The sequence below is a fragment of the Weizmannia sp. FSL W8-0401 genome, from assembly GCF_038009125.1.
In the GTDB taxonomy this organism is placed as follows: domain Bacteria; phylum Bacillota; class Bacilli; order Bacillales; family Bacillaceae_C; genus Weizmannia; species Weizmannia coagulans.
This window is the reverse complement of sequence record NZ_JBBPAG010000001.1, coordinates 735,657-755,183: the sequence shown is the minus strand read 5'-3', so window position 1 is coordinate 755,183 and position 19,527 is coordinate 735,657. Positions and strand designations below refer to the sequence as shown.

General features: G+C 46.3%; 12 protein-coding genes. 4 read left to right on the top strand and 8 right to left on the bottom strand.

What is annotated here, in order from left to right; translation table 11 throughout:
* Positions 1-645 precede the first annotated feature (645 nt).
* The 4 genes from NSU00_RS03465 to NSU00_RS03450 form a co-directional block, all read right to left on the bottom strand.
* Entirely contained in the window at positions 646-1,596 is a 951-nt protein-coding gene (locus tag NSU00_RS03465; RefSeq protein ID WP_340703417.1) for a HaeIII family restriction endonuclease, read from the bottom strand.
* 2 nt (positions 1,597-1,598) lie between these two features.
* Positions 1,599-2,588, bottom strand: coding sequence for a DNA cytosine methyltransferase (locus NSU00_RS03460; RefSeq protein ID WP_340703416.1), 990 nt, complete (start codon positions 2,586-2,588; stop codon positions 1,599-1,601).
* Positions 2,589-2,725: 137 nt separating this feature from the next.
* Entirely contained in the window at positions 2,726-4,123 is a 1,398-nt protein-coding gene (gene rlmD / locus NSU00_RS03455) for a 23S rRNA (uracil(1939)-C(5))-methyltransferase RlmD (protein ID WP_340703415.1), read from the bottom strand.
* A gap of 181 nt (positions 4,124-4,304) precedes the next feature.
* On the bottom strand, positions 4,305-4,637 hold the full coding sequence (locus NSU00_RS03450) for an acyl carrier protein (protein WP_244490605.1): 333 nt from the start codon (positions 4,635-4,637) through the stop codon (positions 4,305-4,307).
* Between the two features lie 364 nt (positions 4,638-5,001).
* Here NSU00_RS03450 and NSU00_RS03445 point away from each other — a divergent pair, with 364 nt between their 5' ends.
* A complete protein-coding gene (locus NSU00_RS03445) occupies positions 5,002-7,194 on the top strand; it encodes an alpha-galactosidase (RefSeq protein WP_340703414.1) in 2,193 nt (730 codons plus the stop codon).
* A gap of 212 nt (positions 7,195-7,406) precedes the next feature.
* Complete coding sequence (locus NSU00_RS03440) at positions 7,407-8,027, top strand: RraA family protein (protein ID WP_340703413.1); 621 nt, start codon at positions 7,407-7,409, stop codon at positions 8,025-8,027.
* Between the two features lie 853 nt (positions 8,028-8,880).
* Here NSU00_RS03440 and NSU00_RS03435 read toward each other — a convergent pair.
* Positions 8,881-10,059, bottom strand: coding sequence for a pyridoxal phosphate-dependent aminotransferase (locus tag NSU00_RS03435; RefSeq protein WP_340703412.1), 1,179 nt, complete (start codon positions 10,057-10,059; stop codon positions 8,881-8,883).
* 148 nt (positions 10,060-10,207) lie between these two features.
* On the opposite strand from NSU00_RS03435, the gene NSU00_RS03430 reads away from it, so the two are divergent.
* Entirely contained in the window at positions 10,208-10,831 is a 624-nt protein-coding gene (locus NSU00_RS03430) for a YhbD family protein (RefSeq protein WP_340703411.1), read from the top strand.
* Between the two features lie 1,004 nt (positions 10,832-11,835).
* On the opposite strand, the gene NSU00_RS03425 is transcribed toward NSU00_RS03430, so the two are convergent.
* On the bottom strand, positions 11,836-13,230 hold the full coding sequence (locus tag NSU00_RS03425) for an MATE family efflux transporter (RefSeq protein ID WP_340703410.1): 1,395 nt from the start codon (positions 13,228-13,230) through the stop codon (positions 11,836-11,838).
* Between the two features lie 337 nt (positions 13,231-13,567).
* Here NSU00_RS03425 and NSU00_RS03420 point away from each other — a divergent pair, with 337 nt between their 5' ends.
* Positions 13,568-14,443: a 3-hydroxyacyl-CoA dehydrogenase gene (locus NSU00_RS03420; protein ID WP_017551025.1), complete on the top strand. Its 876-nt coding sequence runs from the start codon at positions 13,568-13,570 to the stop codon at positions 14,441-14,443.
* Positions 14,444-14,629: 186 nt separating this feature from the next.
* Here NSU00_RS03420 and NSU00_RS03415 read toward each other — a convergent pair whose 3' ends face one another.
* Positions 14,630-18,151, bottom strand: coding sequence for an AAA family ATPase (locus NSU00_RS03415; RefSeq protein WP_340703409.1), 3,522 nt, complete (start codon positions 18,149-18,151; stop codon positions 14,630-14,632).
* Positions 18,148-19,422, bottom strand: a complete 1,275-nt coding sequence (locus NSU00_RS03410; RefSeq protein WP_340703408.1) for a metallophosphoesterase family protein — start codon at positions 19,420-19,422, stop codon at positions 18,148-18,150. Before NSU00_RS03410 ends, NSU00_RS03415 begins: the two co-directional genes overlap by 4 nt.
* Between the last annotated feature and the right edge of the window lie 105 nt (positions 19,423-19,527).

Sequence of the window (19,527 nt, the reverse complement as noted above, 5' to 3'; positions counted from 1 at the left end):
AAATTATTACATATTTAGCCGCATTTTTGGGGGGGGATAGTTAAATTATCACGAAAAATTTTTACTCCTCAGAGCTGGCTCAGGTTTAAGTCCAAGCCATCCATTTTTCATCATGATTGCTATTGCATCCGGTAACAAAATAGCAATGTTTAGCTCATTTTATCCAGCTTTAATTTTATTATACTTCAGCGAAAAGAAAAAAACGAAAAATTGCAAATCATATTTATTCATTATAATCCCGGTAATAAGTCGGCTTTGGGAGATTTTGATTTCGGATAAAAAATAGCCCTGCTTTTGGAAAGGTTGATTTTCACAAAATCAGGGCTCTGTATCGTTGGTGTTTACACATCTAAAACCAAATGCGCCAGACACACATTCCACATGTCCGAAGTGTATGTGGCAACACATGAGGTGCTGGTGAAAATACATAATAAAGTATTTATTACAGAAAAAGATTATCCGAACACTATAATGGACCCATAAAACTAGACACGAAATAAGGAGCTGTTAAAGAAAACAGGAGCCAGTAAGGCTCCTGTTTTTTAGTATGTAGTTACTTATTTATATGTAGTTACTTAGTTTATAGATATGTTAAATGCTGGTTGAATTTTGCTATACGAAACTCTTTAGATACTACACGAAACATTACCACGCTTCATAGTGACTATGCAAGGTAGGTGGAACACCTGTCAGTTGGACATCAAATTTCAAACTTGGTTCAACCCGGGAACTTGCATTATGTATTCTCATGCTTACTGTCCAACCATTATCACATGTGACTAGAATAGTATTTCGTGAATTTGGTTTAAAACTAATGTCAAAGAATCGATTTGGCATATTCAATTGAGGAACATTTACGATTGAACGCACTCTTCCTGCATTTCTGTTTAATGTTCCATAAATATTAAAGACCATTACCTGCGTTACTCTTCTACGATCGTGAGTAATCACCTTATAGAAATCATTTCGCCCTAACAAATAATGAAGTAAGCGTTCAGGAACTTTAGGATTCCCATGACTTAATCTTTTCAGTTCTCGCATAAATGCTTCCAAAAGGGGGGCGTAAAAACGCTCCTCTTTGTCATCAATATCCCTCCAAAGTTCACCCTGTACTTTTAACTTTTGTAATTCATTAAATAATGGGGTAATCTCATCAAAATAATTTTGCGAACAAGGAATACCAAGCCAAGAATCTCCAAAATCAATATTTGCGGACAATCTACTGTGTTTGACGGCTGTATGATTGTGTTTGCAACTCAATCCGATTTCCCAATCATTTTGCCGTCTAATACAAAGCACATCTCTAACATCTCCCGCAATCCCTCTAGCATCCTCTTGAATAGCAAAATAAAGAGGGACATTTGATAAAGGAGTTGTAAGTTGGGGTTCCAGACGCAGGATCACCCTTGTCGCTGCGTCTGCACCCGAATCCATCTGGCTTTTCATTTCTGTAGCAGCATTATCATATTTATCCCTTGCCACGTCTAATGCATTATTCTGTTCGATTACTATTTGTTGTTTTCCGCTTAAAGCGTTATTCAGCGACTGTAAACAAGCGTATTCAAACGCTTTACCTAATTCAGTTTGTATAGCCATACTTACACCACCATCCGTTCCAAATTAATTTTTTTACTTTGTTGTAAACACTCGTTTAACTTCTGATAAACCTTTTCAGCAACTGCTGAAGCGAGTAAAACTGGGACTGCATTACCGATTTGTTTATATTTTGAAGTCAAATCTCCAACAAACTCCAGGTTTCTCGGGAAAGTTTGAATAGCAGCCGCTTCTCTCCAACTGAATCGTCTTGTAACCCCATCATCCCCAAACTTCCATAAATCTTTCCCTAATTTTTCCATATTAGGGGAACTCGGATGAAGTGGAACTTGTTTAGCCATTGCCGGGATGGTATAACTTACTTCATCCCAATTTCTTTTTCTATTTCGACTCATAAAACGGCTTGAATAGGGTGCATCACAAATTTCCCCTGGTAGTGGTTCAGGCATATCTTTCAATGCATCACATAATGTTACTTTTTGTGGTAGTGGTTCAGGATAATCAAATTGCTCAACATTTAAATCCTCACGAAATCCTACCAGAATAACCCTTTCTCTATCTTGCGGCACGCCATAATTACTCGCATTTAATAATTGATGGAATACTTTATATCCTTTACTTTTAAAATCTGTCACAATCGCCTCAAAGATAGCCCCATCACCTAATGTTAAAATTCCTTTGACATTTTCAGCAACGAATATATATGGTAGTTTTTCTTCCAGTAATTTTACAAAGTATTTATATAAAGTATTTCGTGAATCATCGATTTTTCTTGGTCCGCTCAGACTGAAACCTTGACAAGGGAATCCACCAAAAATAGCATCAGTTTTAGGAATCGTATTAAAGTCTATATCTTCAATTTTGCCGCATACTACTTCTGCATCACTCCATTGGCGGTGAGTAGCACAAGCGTCAGCATCAATATCGTTTGCCCAAATTGTCTTAAACCCTTGTCTTTCGAAGCCTATATCAAGACCGCCAGCCCCGCAAAACAAGGAAGCAGCTGTATAAACAGGTTGGTTTATATTAGACATAAAAAACGCTCCTCCCTTAATATACCATTATATCGTATTCTTTGTAAGATAAATAATAGCACAATTGTTCTTAAAAGACCAGAAAAATAAAGTATTCCATGCCGGATTCAATCTGAGACCATCAAAGAAATGAAAATCTAGTCTTCATTTATCAAAACCAAATGCGCCACACATTCCACATGCACCGTATGCGGGAACAAGTCCACCGGCTGGACGGCAGTCAGTTTGTAGCCAAACGGTTCGAGTACTTTTATATCCGTTGCAAATGTGTCCGGGTTGCAGGAGACATAGACAATGCGCGCAGGTTTGGACCGGCCGATTTTGCGCATGACTTTGCCGCCGGCGCCGGAACGCGGGGGATCGAGGAGCAGCAGTTCCGGGTTGCCGAAGCTTTCCAGCACTTCATCAATCCCTTTGCGTGCGTCTTTGGCAAGGAAATATGTGTTTGAAATGCCATTGTCTTTTGCATTCCGTTTGGCAGATTCAATCGAGGTTTCGACGATTTCAATGCCGGCAAGTTCCCCGACACGGTCCGCAAACGGCAGCGAAAATGTGCCGACGCCGCAGAACAGGTCAATCATTTTTTCTGTTTTCTCCGGCCGGCCCATTTCAAGCGCAAGATCGACGAGTTTCTGTGCCTGTACCGGGTTGGTTTGGAAAAATGTATCGAACCATATCCGGTAACGGTAACCGCCCATTTCATCGTAAATAAAATCACGTCCGGAGAGGATATGTGTTTTTTCCGCCTGTGTCCGGTCTGCCCAATCGGTATTTTCGAGCCAGAGCAGGCTTTTTACTTGCGGGAATTTGCCGGTGATCCGCTCTGCCAAATCGTGGGCCGCTTCAGCCAGTTCTCCGTCCGGCGCTTTTGTTGCAAATAGGGCGAGCATCATTTCCCCTGTTACAAAAGACTGGCGCACCATTAAGTGGCGTAAGAGGCCTTCGTGCGCATCTTTGTCATAGCCTTTTAAGCCATGTCCTTTTACCCATGCGGCCACTTCCATCGCGCCACCCACCATTTCTTTTCCGGCAATCAGGCAGGTTTCAAGCGGAATCACTTCCCGGAAATTCCCTTGCTCATGCAGGCCGAGCGATCCGTCCGGGGCAAATGTAAATTCCATTTTATTGCGGTAGTGCCAGGGATTGTCCATGCCGATCGTATCACGGACAAGCGCCGGGTCAAAGCCTTGTGCGGCAATGGCTTCTTTTACATGGGCAGTTTTTTGCTTTAACTGGCCCTCGTATGCCCAGTGCTGCCAGACACAGCCACCGCACCGGTCAAAGTGCGGGCACATTGGCGCCACCCTTTCCGGATGGGCTTCGAGAATTTCTTCCGGCAGTGCCTTTCTTCTTCTTTTTTCCGGCTGGTCCACGGTGACGCGCACTTTCTCCCCCGGAAGCGTACGCGGAATGGTCAGTTTTAATTTTTTCGCGTTGCCAAGTTCATTTTCACGCCAGACAACCGCCTGCCCGGAACCTTTTGTATCCAGGCCGCGGATTTCCGTTATCAATGATTCCCCTTGCAAAATGGCCAATCCAATCTCTCCTTCCAATGAAAAACGAATATCTCAACACATTTGATGTGTAAAGTTCTTATATTCAAAAAACAGGGCGCTTCACTGCCTTGTAATAGTATAATGGAAAAAAAGCGGTTTGCAAATGTGCATTGCGCACCGGCACCACCCCGTAAGCAAAAACAAGGCCCGTGTTCTCGGCTTATCCACGGGCCTTGTTTTGCTTTCTCATTTCCAGTATTCTCGGCAGTTTGATTGCCAGATGTTCACGGCATTTTCGCTGTTTTTCATATATATAATCTGTTGCTTTTTCAATGGAAACGAGCTTATTGATTTCATCTTCCTCTATATCGAGATCAAATTCATCCGATAACTCCACAGCCAGCTCTGATAGATCAATCCAGTCCGCACCGAGATCATCGACAAAAAGGGTGTCGTCCTTTATTTCCGAAGGGTCATCATCGAAATCGTTCAACACAATGTCGCGCACTCTTTCCCGGATATTTTCTTTTGAAATGGTTTCCCGCATCATCATCAGCTCCATTGTGTAAATGTGAACAAAATATTTCTCATCTACTTTTAATAATAGCCATTTTACAACGCCAGCACAAGAATGCAATATCCCGGCGCTAACTTTTTTATGCCAAATTTTTCCTAGGAAAGGGCGCTGCATTTTTGGGATACGAATGTACCCGGACAGCTTCTCTACAAATCAAGTGACAAGGCCCGGTGCAAATACTAAAATGATATTAGTGTAAACGGATTCCAGCGGTAAAGCAGATGTGCCATTGCTTTATCCCATATGTATAATATTGAACAAAATCGGGATGCCCCGGCCATTCCAACTTCAGCAGCATAACTGAAAATGGCCTCTGCATTTTATTGAAGGAGGAAGATGGATGATTACATTTGATGAACAAACGAAAACTTTCCATTTGCAAAATGATGAAGTGAGTTACCTCTTACAAGTAGATGCATTCGGCTGCGTTGAACATCTGTATTGGGGAGCGCCGGTCAGGGCCTACCACGGGGGGCGCGCCTATCCCCGCATCGGCCGCAGTTTTTCCCCGAACCCGCCCGGTGCAAAAGACCGCAAATTTTCACTGGATACGGTGCTGCAGGAATTCCCGGGATACGGCAACGGCGATTTCCGTGAGCCGGCGCATGTTATCCGGCATGCGGACGGGTCAACGGTCACGGACTTCCGCTACCGGGCGTATGACATTTTAAAAGGCAAGCCGGCGCTTCCCGGGCTTCCCGCTACTTTTGCCAATCCAAATGAAGCCGAAACATTGAGAATCATGCTGGAAGACAAACTCACAGGCCTTCAATTAACGCTTTTATACACCATCTTTCGCGACTTGCCGGCGATTTCCCGCGCGGCTGTGCTGACAAACGGCGGAAACAAGCCTGTTCGGATTGAACGTTTGATGAGCCTGAATGTCGATTTCCCGGCCGGACGTTTTGAGCTGTTGCATCTCCCCGGCGCCCATAAACGCGAACGGCAAATCAAAAGAGAAACGGTAACGGACGGGATCAGGCGTGTAGACAGCAAACGCGGCGCCAGCAGCCACCAGGAAAATCCTTTTTTGGCGCTTGTCCGGCCTGAAACAACGGAATTCCAAGGTGAAGCATATGCGGTGAACCTCGTTTACAGCGGCAATTTTGCCGGAATGGTGCAGCAGGACCAGTTCGGCCAGGTGCGTCTCGGGATCGGGCTGAATGATTTCGGGTTCAGCTGGGCGTTGCAGCCGGGTGACACTTTTTATTCCCCTGAAGCAGTGATGGCATACAGCAGAGACGGGCTGAACGGGATGTCGCAAACGTTTCACACGCTCTACCGCCGCCATCTTTTGCGCGGCAAACATAAAGATGCGGAACGCCCGGTGTTGATCAACAACTGGGAAGCGACCTATTTCCGGTTTCATGATCAAAAATTGCTTGAACTCGCCGACGAGGCGCAAAAGCTCGGCATTGAGCTGTTTGTGCTGGATGACGGCTGGTTCGGCCACCGGGACAATGACCGCAGTTCTTTAGGGGACTGGTATGAATACGCGGGAAAAATCCGGATGGGGCTCAAAAACCTGGCGGAAGAAATTCATAAACGTGGGATGCAATTCGGGCTCTGGTTTGAACCGGAAATGGTTTCGCGGGACAGCGACCTTTTCCGTGAACATCCGGACTGGGCACTGCAAATTCCGGGCCGCGGGCTTTCTGAAGGGCGCTCCCAATATGTGCTCGATTTTAGCCGCAGGGATGTGCGCGAAAACATTTTCCGGCAGATGACGGATATTCTGGATCATGTCCATGTCGATTACATCAAATGGGATATGAACCGCCATATGACAGAAGTCCATTCCGCCCTGCTGGAGCCGGAAAACCAGGGAGAAACCGCCCACCGCTATATGCTCGGGCTGTATGACTTTTTAGAAAAGTTGACATCGCGTTACCCTGATATTTTGTTTGAAAGCTGTTCCGGCGGCGGCGGGCGTTTTGATCCGGGCATGCTGTATTATATGCCGCAAACGTGGACGAGCGATAATACCGATGCGGCCGACCGTCTGAAAATCCAGTACGGCACAAGCCTCGCCTATCCGCCGATTACGATGGGCGCGCATGTTTCGGCCGTTCCAAACCACCAAACCGGCCGGGTTACGCCGTTATCGACGCGCGGTGACGTGGCAATGGGCGGCAATTTCGGCTATGAGTTGGATTTGACAAAATGCACGGAAGATGAAAAAGCGGTGATCCGGGACCAGATTGCATTTTACAAGGCACACCGGCAATTGTTCCAGTTTGGCCGGTTTTATCGCCTGATCAACCCGTTTGAAGGCAACAGCGCCGCCTGGCAATTTGTCTCACCGGACCGCAACCATACCATTGCCTATTTTTTCAACGTACTGTCTGAAGCAGCCGGCCCGTTGAAAATATTAAAACTGGCAGGCCTTGACCCGGACAAAAACTACCAGCATATTGAAACGGACAAAATCTACGGCGGCGACGAACTGATGAACATCGGGCTGTATTTGCCATTGTTTAACAAACAGGACTTTGCAAGCTACAAGATGGAGTTTGAGGTGGTGTACGAGTAAAAACACCGCCCCTCTACCCCGGCAGAGGACATTGAAAAGCGGTGAGACACTATGAATGGCGCGGTGTCTTGCCGTTTTCTTTTGGATTTTTTCAGCGCTTCCCCCTCATTCATTTTTATTATGAATGAATATAACAATTTTTTATTTTCATTTTTTTCTCTATTTCAGTATAGTATACATAAAACAAGTCTTAAAGAAAGAGGGGTTCAGCTATGGATGCATTCGTAGAGGCATTCGGTTCTATTCCTACCACATGTATATCAGATGCTATGGATGGCTTGAATAACTTGCACCCTAGGATTAAGCCATTGAAATCTTCCTATTTTCTCTGCGGCAAAGCTTTTACTGTAAAAATGCCGGTGGGTAACAATTTAGCCGTCCTAAAAGCCATCAGACATGCACAACCTGGCGATGTTCTTGTCGTGGATGCAAAAGGAGATGAGTACAGAGCCATTGCTGGCGACTTTGTGGTCGGGATGGCAAAAACTTTAGGCATAAGAGGGATTGTTGTGGACGGCGTCATTCGTGATATCGAGGGCGTCAAAAAACTGAACTATCCTGTTTTTTGCAGAGGCACAACGGTGGCCGCTAGCGGAAAAAGCGGTGTTGGCGAAATAAACGTCCCCATTTCCTGCGGGGGAGTAGCCGTACACCCCGGGGACATTATCGTGGGCGATGCGGACGGAGTTGTTGTGGTCCCGGCAGAAAAAGGAGAAAAAATATTGCAAAAAGCACAGGAAAAAATGAAAAAAGACCAGCTTAGGGAAGAATCCGTCTCCGGAAACAAAGAAGAGATCATCAAGTATTTAGACTCCATGATCTCAAAATCATAAGCTGCCTGTCTCTAGCACTATTGGGGTTGTTGAACCAGAGGAGATGCTCCCTGCCGGAAAAAGCAGCCGCCATACAAATGGATGCATGGCTTTGAAGTTAAATTCACTTTATTCTATAAAACAAGGAAACATTGTTATTTTGCCACCGGCTGCAAACACATTCGTGGCTTTGAAATTAAGTTCAGTTTCTTCGTTAAATCGGGCGAATCATTATCGTTTTGCTGTCGGCTGCAAACACCATGCGGATGGATAAGTGGCTTTAAAGTTAAGTTCTCTTTCTTCGTTAAACCGGGCGAATCATTGTTTTTTTGCTGTCAGCTGCAAACACTATGCAGATGGATGAGTCGCTTTAAAGTTAAGTTCTCTTTCTTCGTTAAACCGAGCGAATCATTGTTGTTTCGCTGTCGGCTGCAAACACATGAAAATGGATGCGTAGTTTTGAGTTTAAGTTCACCTTCTTCGATAAACCGAGCGAATCATTGTTTTTTTGCTGTCGGCTGCAAACACCATGCAAATGGATGCGTGGCTTTGAAGTTAAGTTCAGTTTCTTCATTAAATCGGGCGAATCATTATCGTTTTGTGTCGGCTGCAAACACATGAAAATGGATGCGTAGTTTTGAAGTTAAGTTCACCTTCTTCGATAAACCGGGCGAATCATTGTTTTTTTTGCTGTCGGCTGCAAACACCATGCAGATGGATAAGTAGCTTTAAAGTTAAGTTCACTTTATTCTATAAACCGAGCGAAACATTGTTATTTTGCTACCGGCCGCAAACACCATGAAAATTGTTGACTTAGCCCCGGTGCAAAAGCTTAAGTCTGTTTTACACGACATACGGCGGACTGGCAAATGTTTCATTGCTGATATTCATTTGCCAGTTTCCTGAATGCTTCAAGCGACCGTTTCACTTTCTCTGTCGGGATACAGTAGGCAATTCGGAAGTAGCCCGGAACGCCAAACGTATCAGAAGGAACGAGCAGCAGGTCATATTCAAGTGCTTTTTTACAAAATGCCACAGCATCCTCTTCCAAGGCTTTCGGAAACATGTAGAATGTACCGCCTGGCTTTGTGATGGAAAAACCCATATCGGTCAAAGCATCGTACAAAATATTCATGTTGGTTTCATAGACTGAAAGATCCGCCGTGATGTCCAGCACTTCGGCAACAGCGAGCTGGATGATCGACGGCGGGCAGTTGTGACCGATGCCGCGTGAGATCTGGCCGCACATATTGACAATCAATTCCGCATCCGGGCAGTCCGGGTTCACGGCTACATACCCGATCCGCTCGCCTGGCAGTGACAGCGACTTGCTGAAAGAGTAGCATGTAATCGTGTACGGATGATATTTTGCAACGTATGGGGCCTCTACCCCCTTGAACACAATTTCCCTGTACGGTTCATCTGTGATGATATAAATCTCATGCCCGAATTCCTGCTCTTTTTCTTGCAAAATCTGCGCCAATTCCCGGATTGTAGCTTCCGAATAGACAGCGCCTGAAGGATTGTTCGGCGTGTTGATTAAAATGGCTGCCGTTTTGGGCGAAATCATCCGGCGGAATGCGTCAAAATGAATTTGAAAATTTTCCGTATCAGCAGGAACAACTTTTAACACCGCGCCCGTTTGATTGACGTATGGCACGTATTCCGGAAAATACGGTGCAAACGTGAGCACTTCATCTCCCGGCACGGTTACCGCCCTTAACGCGTGTGCAATGGCGCCGGCTGCTCCTGTCGCCATAAAAATATGTTCTTTCCGGTATGGCATGCCAAACCGCTGTTTTAAGGAATCTGCAATTTTTTCACGGACTGAATCAATCCCAAGGCTCGGGCTGTAGCCGTGCACCGCCGGGTTTTTCGCAAGTTCCATAAGTTTTTCGGTAAAAGCTTGCGGGACCGGCACGCTCGGATTGCCAAGGCTATAATCAAAAACATTTTCAGACCCAATTTCCTTTGCACGTACTGCCCCGTATTCAGCAATTTCCCGGATGACCGATTTCTGGCCGAGCATCCTTTTGAATTCTTCCGCAATCATGTTTTTCTTCCTCCTGAACATCAATCCTATGTATAGTTATAACTATACCATATTTTGGCCCCGTTAAGATGAAATTTTCTAAATTTGCTTTCTTGTTTATATCGTAACAGTGTTGTGTTATATTAAAAGCGGAAAAGGAGTGGCAAAAATGGATGAAGATTTAATCTCCAAAAAAGATCTGCTCGAACAAACCGGCATCTCCTATGGGCAATTATACCGGTGGAAACGGAAAAACCTGATTCCGGAAGACTGGTTTATCCGCAAATCCACGTTTACCGGGCAGGAAACCTTTTTCCCCCGCGAACGCATTTTGGAGCGCATTGAAAAAATCCAGGCGATGAAAGAAAACCTTTCGCTTGATGCGCTTGCCGAAATGTTTGCACCGGGCGGCGGGCAACGGATCAGCAAGGCAGACATGCTGAAACGGGGCATTGTTTCCGATTTTGTACTCCATTTTTACATGGAACAAACGCAGGCGCAAGAACAGGCTTTTCCATTTGAAGAAGTGCTCGCCATTTTTTTATTGGAAAAACTTCTGCACGGCGGGGAGATTTCCCTTGAGGAAGGGAAAATGCTGGTGCGGCTCTTGCAGGATGCGGAAAAATCTTTTGCAACAGAAGGCACAAAGGTATGGCTGATCCGGAAGTTCGGCGTTTCCACCTGCTTTTTGACAAAAAAAGCGGAAGACATTTTATTTGATCGTGAAGCAAAAGTGATTGTCAACCTTGATCTGATGGAGTTATCGGCAGAATTAAAAGGAAAATGGCTATAGGAGGCGGGCAAAAGTGGGAAATCTTGTTATAAACGGAGTCGCATCCTCGAACGGCGGGACTTTTGGCGATGTCATCGTGAATGGAAAAGGAACAGTGAACGGCGAGATCCAGTGTAAAAACCTGGAATCCAATGGAATAGCGGCTTTTAAAAAACATTTCCAACCACGGATCACCCCTTTTGTCCCCCGGCAATCCTGTTCTTGAAACAGTATGCTTTCCAAATGAAAGGCAGTGCGATGAACGGGTCCTTCATCGCACTTCCTTTAGTTTGGTATTACAGGGGACCCAACCATGCCGCATCCTGTATACATTTTCACCTTCGGGGGGGTACACTCCCCAATGTATGAATTGGGTTTTCAGCCTTTTCCCGGCTGCCGGAGTGTGATGTTATCAGGATGCCTGTCGTCGGCTCCGTTACAGAAGCAAATCTTTGTTAAGATTTGCTTCTTTTAAAGCTTGTGCCTTAAAAGATCCGTTACTGATCCGGCTTTCCTTTGCCTTTCCATATTCTTTTGCCTGAAAGTTCATTGACCTTTCATTTGACTGTTCAGCACTTTTTCTCATGAATGAATTGCTTTGCGGCCTTTTCCTTTTTGAAAACTTTCTTCGAAAACTTTCACCTTCGGAAACAGGTTCCCCAATTGCTTTCATTCATGTTACTCAAGTGCCTGGAGTTTCCATGATTCTTCAAATCACTTTTTCGGCAATCGTTTATGTTCCGGCAAAAGGTTTGCTTTTCAGCTGCCTGAACGGGCGGAGTACATTCGCCAATTCCTTTTTCGTGAACCGGTTGCGCTCACCGTTCCGGGCTTTTCGAAATATACGCGTGAAGACGGAACCAATCGGGATGGTTGAGTCTCCTGCAATCCCAAACTTTAAGGGCTTTCCTTCCTTACACTTGTAGTATAGCACGGGCATCCGGAAAAAGCTGTGTCGAAATTGTTAACGCTTTCAAATTTTGAAAATATAAAAGCAGTGCGGGCGACCGCACTACTTTCCGTCGTTAAACCAGTTTATGCGCATACCATTTGGCACCTTTGAAGCGGTTCATGAAAATGAGCCCGCGTACGCCCCATTCGGCAATCATCGCAACCCAGATGCCAGTGATGCCAAAACCGAATGTGATCCCTAAAATATAACCGAGTATGACCCGCAAAAGCCACATCGACAACAGCGAAGCCACCGATGTAAATGTTGAATCGCCTGCTGCCCGGAGCGCGGCCGGCATAATAAAACTTTGCGGCCATAACAGCGGCTGCCCGACTGCAGAAATCAGGACAATCGTAAAGATCGTCGGAATAATCGATTCAGGCGGATTAAACAGCTTCATCATGACAGGGAAAAACGGCAAAAGAACCGCTGACGTTACGACATAAAGCAGCGAAGACATAACAATAAACGACTTTGCAAATTTCCGCGCGTCAACGATATTCCGCCGGCCCATGCATTGTCCGACAATCGTGACAATCGCAATGCTGAGCGCGTTCGGTCCAATCTGGAAGAGCAGCGTGATTGAACTTGCGATCGCATTTTCCGTCAGCGCCAATGTCCCGAGCTGCACAATAAATGTCTGCGTCAGCAGTTTCCCGCCGTTAAAAAAGATTTGTTCCGCCGCAAACGGGATCCCGATAAACATCACTTTCTTCAATAATGAAAAGTCGAGGTGAAGCGCATTTTTTATTTTAAAACGAACCGACTCATTGTACTTCATGACATAAAAAATGGAAGCGATCATGCCGAAAACTCTTGCGCATAAAATGGATGTCACAAGGCCGGCGACACCCATATGAAAAAAGGTAATAAACACAACATTGAGCACGGTGTTCGTTAAGTTCATAAACAGCGACAAACAGAGGCATGGCTTTGTATCCCCGACGCCGCGCAAACCGCCCAGTACCGCCTGGAAAATCGCAATAAAAGGATATGAGAGACAGCTGCCAATCAAATAAATTCTCGCATTATGAAAAACGGCTGCATCTGCTTTCCCGAACAGTAAATTTAAGGTCGGCGTGTTGAATACAATCACAAACGCGGCAAGCACGACGGAAAAAATGGCAACGGCAGAAATGGCCTGTGTCGCTGTTTTTGATACCATTTCTTTATTGCCAATTCCTTTATACTGGGCAACAATCACCGTTCCACCGGTTGCAATTGCGATAAATACGTTGACAAGAAAAATATTCAATGAATCTACCATGTTCACGGCACTGACAGCACTGACGCCGGCAGAACTGATCATCGCCGTGTTGAGAAAACTCATTAAGATCAAAAACGCCTGGTCCACCAAAACCGGGATAATAATGCCAATGACTTCCCGATAATCTATAGAATCCCCCGTTAAATATCTGTTCAGGTAAAAAGTAGACTTCTGCTTGAGTTTGACAGCTTTGATTTCCATAAGACCTCTCTTCTTCATTTTGCGGGCTTTTTCATCCGTTCTTTTGAATGCAACCCATATTATATCACCTTGATAAAAAGAGTAAAGCTTTTTCGCCTGGCGAAATTTACGATTTTGTGAATGGCAAATTACCCGGAAAACAAGCGCCAGCACGCCAAATTTACATATAAAATATACTTCCGTTTTTCCACAGGAAGAACGATAACTACTTTTACAGTGGGGGGAAAACGGCAAAATTTCTTTCATTTTATATGCATCTTTTATTTTGACGCTCTATTGATACGGTGATACGATGGATATGTAAGGGGTTACATAAAATAGGAAAGGAAGTATGGTTATGGACTTTCAAAATATCACAATAGCAGGGAGCGGTGTACTTGGGAGCCAAATCGCCTATCAAACGGCTTTTAAAGGCTTTCATGTATATGTTTATGATATTTCTGCCGAGGCAATCGAACAGGCAAAAGAAAGAATTTCCGGGTTGAAGGCCCGATACCAGAAAGATCTTGGTGCAACAGAGCAAGAAGTGGACGCAGCCTATCATAGAATTTCTTTTTCTGATGATCTGGGACAAGCTGTAGCCAATGCCGATCTGGTCATTGAGGCCATTCCGGAAGTGGTTTCCATTAAAACGGACTTTTACCAAAAACTCGGAAAATTGGCACCAGAAAAAACGGTCTTTGCAACGAACTCATCGACCCTGCTGCCAAGCCAGTTTGCAGAAGCAACCGGCCGCCCGGAAAAATTTCTGGCGCTCCATTTTGCCAATGAAATTTGGAAAAACAATACAGCGGAAATCATGAAACATCCTGGTACAGGTGAAAAAGCGTTTCAGGATGTGATCGCATTCGCAGAGGCAATTGGCATGGTAGCGCTGCCTTTGCACAAAGAGCAGCCGGGCTATATTCTGAACTCATTACTCGTACCGCTGTTGGAAGCAGCGCAAATGCTGCTGGTAAAAGGGGTTGCCGATCCGGAAACGATTGACAAAACATGGCGCATTGCAACAGGCGCCCCGGCCGGACCATTCCAAATTCTGGATGTGGTCGGCATCAACACCGCCTACAATATTAGTTTGGCAAAAGCAGAAGCTACCGGCGATGAACTGTATAGAAAAATAGCAGACTTGCTGAAAACGGATTACATTGACAAAGGCAAACTTGGAAAAGAAACAGGAGAAGGCTTTTATAAATATCCTTCCACCAATTCCTGATGTGAAAAAAAGGCCCACACAAAGCGGGGCCTTTTTTATTTTGTCTTATTTTTATAGTGATCCCGAAAAAACTTAATTCAAAAGCCGCAGCCATGGATCGAAAACAACCTATATCTGGCAAACATTGCAGCACTTGCTGAATGGGCCGGATAAAAAGCCAAAACGGATTTGTTCAGCAAGCCCTGTTTAATGCACGGCAACTTTCTGCCCGTGGAAAGCCAAATATTGGACGGCTTCCGGCGGGGCGATTTCCTGCATCATGTCGACAAGGCGCTGATGATGCGTGAAAAAGATGATTTGCATGCAGCTGGAAAGTTCAAGTAATATTTTTAATGTTTCTTTTGAACGTTCATCATCGAAATGGACGAGGATGTCATCGACAATGAACGGCAGCGGCTCGTTTTCAGCTGCGTATTTTTCAATGCTCGCAAGACGTAAGGACAGATACAGCTGATCGGTCGTCCCATCGCTCATCCCGTTCAGCGGCACATTCTCCCCACTGCGCACGCCCATTAAAACAGGCTCGTCCTGCTCGTTGTAATCAACCGCCAACCCGTCAAAAGAATGGAGTGTCAGCCGCGCAAAAATGTCACCCGCGCGGTTTAAAATCGGATTCTGATTCTGGCTACGGTAAAATTCAATCCCTTTTTGTAGCAAAGCTGTAGCGAGTTTCAACTGGATATATTGCTCGGTCAAACTGGCGATTTGCGCATGCACGCTTTCCCTTTCCTGGCCGGCTTCAATTGCCGCCATGTTGGCGCCGCGGATCTGTTCTTCGTATTCTTTTTTGACCGCGCCATATTCCTGCTCCACCCGGGAACGCGAAGCTTCCAAACGGTCAAGTTCACGTCCAGTTTCCGCCAAATCGGCGTCTATCGAGTCTGCATCAAACCGGGACGCCTCATCAAGCAGTTCCTGCAGTGATTTACCGGCACCCGCATCCAGCATATCCGCTTCGATTTGCCGGATTTCCTTTTCAAAACTTTTTTTCAGCAGGAATGCTGTTTCAATCTGCTTTAGTTCTTCGATTGTGCTGCAGCCTGCTTGTTGGAAAAGTTCTTTTAAAACCGCACCGGCTGCTTCCAGTGCTTCCGCTTCTTCTTTTCTCTCATTCTCCAAGTCTTCTGACTGGCGTTTGAGCTTTTTCAAAGCGGCATCGTCCTGTTGGGCATTTTGCAACAGCTGGTACATCTGGCTTACGGCAACCGCAGCATTCTCCCCGCTCAATGGAAGTTGGGCCGTTTCAAGGATATGCTGCACTTTTTCTTCAAAGCGCGCCATTTTTTCAGTGACGGCTTGCTGTTCTTTTTCAGTCCGGTTGTATGCATCATAAATTTGCGTACAGGTTTCATAGCGGGCAAGCAAGGATTCAGCAACCGCCGGTGGCACCTCTTCCAATATTGCCGTGCCCGCTACAGCCGAAGACCAATTTGCCAGCCATTCTTCGCGTTTCTTCCCGATTTCCGCTCTCTCCGCTGCATTTTCTTCCCGCTTTTCTTTTAAATCGCGGATGGCCGTTTCAAGGCTGTCCTTCTTTGCGGCAAGGCTGCGGATTTGTTTCAGTTCGTTTTCTGCAAGGCTTACTAGTTCCGAAAGCGGCTGCCCTTCTGAAACGGCGGCAAATGTTTTCAGCACGGCAGAAAGAGCATTGCAACAGTCCGCACGGCTCTCTTGGAGCGCGCGGATTTTTTCCTGCGCCTTCTCATAATCCTGCATCAAGCTTTTAATTTGCGCGTGTTTTTGCAGCCATTCCCGCATCTCTGCAGGGGTAAGCGGACGGATTTGCGCCGGCGCCCAAAGTTTTTCCCAGCCGGATTCCCACGCACGCAAAGCTTCTTCAAGCCCGGATTTTTCCTTTTCAAGCTGTTCTTTTTTCCCACGGAACTTTTGAATATCGGCTAAAAGTTTATTCTTCTCGCCGACTTTTTCCGCCTCCAGCCGCATCGTATCCGCAATTTGGTCAGCTTCAAGGACATGTTTCTCATAAACCGGCACGACCGGCTCTCCCTTTGTATACGTTTCAGCCGTTTCATGCCAATGGCCGGTTTCAAGTTTGGTGCGGATCAACTGCCAGCCGGCATCCCTTAAGGCGCGGGCCGCCGACAGCTTTTCTTCGGACGGGATTTCAGCAATTGAATCAAGCCGGCGGATGCTTTCTTCTGAAGCTTCGATGTCCTCTTCCAACCGGAAAATCCGGCTTTGCACCGAATCCAGCTGCCGCGTCAATTGCTCCGCTTCTTTTTCAAACTTTTTCACCGTTTCTTCCAAACCGGGCACCGGAAGTTTGACAAGTTCTTCCACCCCGCCATCCCATAACGGCAAAGCACGGACGGCTTCTTCCACTTGCCGCTGTTTTTGCCGGCATTCCGCGGCCAGCTCGTGTATCGCCGCTTCCACGTCTCCCGCACGGTTCACCTTGGTCAGGACGGCTTCCAGTTTTTCCACGTCCGGTAGATCAGGCAAGGCAGCCAATTCTTCCAGCTTCTTTGCCAGCTCTTTTTCCAGTTTTTCGCCTTCCCGTTTCAATGATTCATAAGCCTGGTCGAGCAACGGCTTTTGCTTACAAAGCTCGCGGATCATTTCTTTTTGGGCGGAAGGCAGCCGGTAATGTTCTATATTTTCAACGGCTGCACGGCCCGGGTCGATCTCCTTCATAACGGACATCAATTGGGCTTGGAGCTGCTGCTTTTTCCCTTCGAGCTCAGGCAGCATTTTTTCATCGTCTTCGTACTGTTGCACTTGGCGGTAAAGGGCTGTAATCGCGGCAGCCTGTTCTAAAATGTGTTCCGGAATGCTGATTTCTTTCATTTCCGCTTCGGTGCCCGCCAGTTGCCGGGAAATTTTGTCCAAGTTTGCCCGGGAAGCGTTCCATTTGTTTTCCGCTTCGGCACGGACTTCTGCAATATTATCCGGAAGATCCGGGACATCGCCGAGCGCTTCCAATTTTTGCAAAAGATTTTCCCGGTTTGCGATCTTCGGCAAAATCCATTTGACGCGCTGCAGCTGTTCTTTTTGGCTGCGCAGCGTTTTAATTTTTGCGGTGAGGCGGCCGAGTTCTTTTTCCAACTCCCGGTAACGCGCCTCAAAAGCTTTCCATGCCTGTACTTTCAGCTGCTGCTCATTGATTTTTTTCGAAAGTTCTTTTTCCCGCTTGAGCAGCTTATTTAATTCAGGGACGGAACCGGTTTTTTTGTACAGTGCGCCTGCCTGTTTGTCGAAGTTCTCGAGAACCCGGCGCAGCACATTGATGCCCGAAGCGGCTGTGAAAAAACTTTCCCCGGCATTGCCGCCGCTTTCCAAAAGGCTCTCGCCGCCTTCACGGAGACGGACATGGTCAAGGGCAAACATATTTAAAAACTGGGATTCAGGCATATGGTTTAAAAAAGCGGCGACCGTATTTTCCGGGACCGGGTTGCCGTCCGGGCCAAGTGCCGTATTCTTTTTTCCTTTTCTGCGGGTAAACTGCAGAGCTTCCCCTTTTGTGTTGCGCAAAAGCCCTTCAATTCTTAATTTCGTATTGCCATGGAGGAAAGCGTCGTTCGTTTTTTGCGGAAATCCGTATAAAAAATGCGTAATCGAGCGGAGTGTTGTGCTTTTTCCGGCTTCGTTCGGCCCGAACAGCAGATGGAAGTTTTTCTCCGGATCAAAGGAAAGCATCTGGTCTGTAAAATGCCCATAAGCAAGCAGGTTCAAATAATCAAATCTCATGCCTTTTCCGCCCCCGTTTCCGTTAAGGAGTAAAGAATGAAGTCTTCCACATCTTTTATCCGCTTTTTGACGAGGCCGGGGTTGGAAAAATCAAACCCGTCTTCCCCTTCTTTCAGTTCATGCGGAATGGCCTGGCGGATATCACTGAACTCATCCAGCAGCGCTTCAAGCATCTCTTCATTTTCGGCCGTGCTGCGGATAAATTTTAGCACCGTCCCGATTGGCGACTGTTCATCGGAAAAGGCATCGGCATCGTTCAGCCCTGTTGTCCTGATTTTTACTTTCTCCACCCAGATTTCGCCGAAACCCGTCTCAAGCGCAATGGAACGCAGCTGGTTCAAGAAGAGGTCTTTTTTTGCAACCAGCTCCCTGTGCATTTTTGTTGCGCCGGCCAATTCAAAACGGACCGCCAAGTAACGCCCGTCCGCTTCCGCATATGCCTTCTCAAGCGCGCTGCGGGCCGCGTCCATGAGCTCGTCCGCCGTTTCGATGCCGCCCATGTCAACCGGGCACAATTGCCACCGGAGCACATCAAGCGGGATGGATTCCATCTTTTCAATCGCACCGTCTTTTACTTCCACATAGGTGCAGCCCTTTTCCCCCGTCTCGCGGATATGCCGCCCCTGGATATTTCCCGGGAACAAAATCGCCGGGTCATGCGGATGGAGCAATTCCCGCATATGGATATGGCCGAGCGCCCAATAATCATACTGCTTCTCCATCATATCTTCTATCGTGCACGGCGCGTAATTTTCATGCCCTTCACGCCCCGTCGCGCTTGTATGTAAAATGCCGATATTGAAATAGCCTTCTTTTTTCGGCGGATAGTTTTTCACAAGATTTTCTTCCACTGCCCGTTGTGCAAAACCTTGCCCGTGAATGGCGACGCCAAGGGCATCAAGGGTAACCGTTTCCGGCGCTTTTACCGGAAATTCGTGGACATTCTCCGGCAGTTTCAGAGATTTCGTCATCAAATTGGCCGCATCATGGTTGCCGCGGATGAGGAAAACAGGAATGCCTTCTTTCTGCAGGCGGACCATCTGGCTTGTGAAAAAGAGGCCGGTATTATAATCTTTCCAATTGCCGTCATACAAATCGCCGGCAATAATGAGAAAATGGACTTGCCGTTCAATCGCCGTATCCACCAAATTTTTAAATGCTTCACGGGTTGCCCCGCGGATTTTTTCCACCGGTGCTCCCTCGTATTGCTCCAGGCCGGCCAAAGGGCTGTCCAAATGGATATCAGCCGCATGGATAAATGAAAAAGACAAGGCACTCCCTCCCAAATTTAAAAACGAGAACATTTATTTGCTATTTTTATTTTACATGGATGGGGAGGGAATGATCAAGAGAAAAACTGTTTTTCTGAAAAAATT

Coding starts and splice junctions, on each gene's coding strand:
- NSU00_RS03430 (WP_340703411.1), top strand. CDS start 10,208: ATGGATGAAGATTTAATCTCCAAAAAAGATCTGCTCGAACAAACCGGC.
- NSU00_RS03440 (WP_340703413.1), top strand. CDS start 7,407: ATGGATGCATTCGTAGAGGCATTCGGTTCTATTCCTACCACATGTATA.
- NSU00_RS03420 (WP_017551025.1), top strand. CDS start 13,568: ATGGACTTTCAAAATATCACAATAGCAGGGAGCGGTGTACTTGGGAGC.
- NSU00_RS03465 (WP_340703417.1), bottom strand. CDS start 1,596: ATGGCTATACAAACTGAATTAGGTAAAGCGTTTGAATACGCTTGTTTA.
- NSU00_RS03415 (WP_340703409.1), bottom strand. CDS start 18,151: ATGAGATTTGATTATTTGAACCTGCTTGCTTATGGGCATTTTACAGAC.
- NSU00_RS03445 (WP_340703414.1), top strand. CDS start 5,002: ATGATTACATTTGATGAACAAACGAAAACTTTCCATTTGCAAAATGAT.
- NSU00_RS03425 (WP_340703410.1), bottom strand. CDS start 13,230: ATGGAAATCAAAGCTGTCAAACTCAAGCAGAAGTCTACTTTTTACCTG.
- NSU00_RS03450 (WP_244490605.1), bottom strand. CDS start 4,637: ATGATGATGCGGGAAACCATTTCAAAAGAAAATATCCGGGAAAGAGTG.
- NSU00_RS03460 (WP_340703416.1), bottom strand. CDS start 2,588: ATGTCTAATATAAACCAACCTGTTTATACAGCTGCTTCCTTGTTTTGC.
- NSU00_RS03435 (WP_340703412.1), bottom strand. CDS start 10,059: ATGATTGCGGAAGAATTCAAAAGGATGCTCGGCCAGAAATCGGTCATC.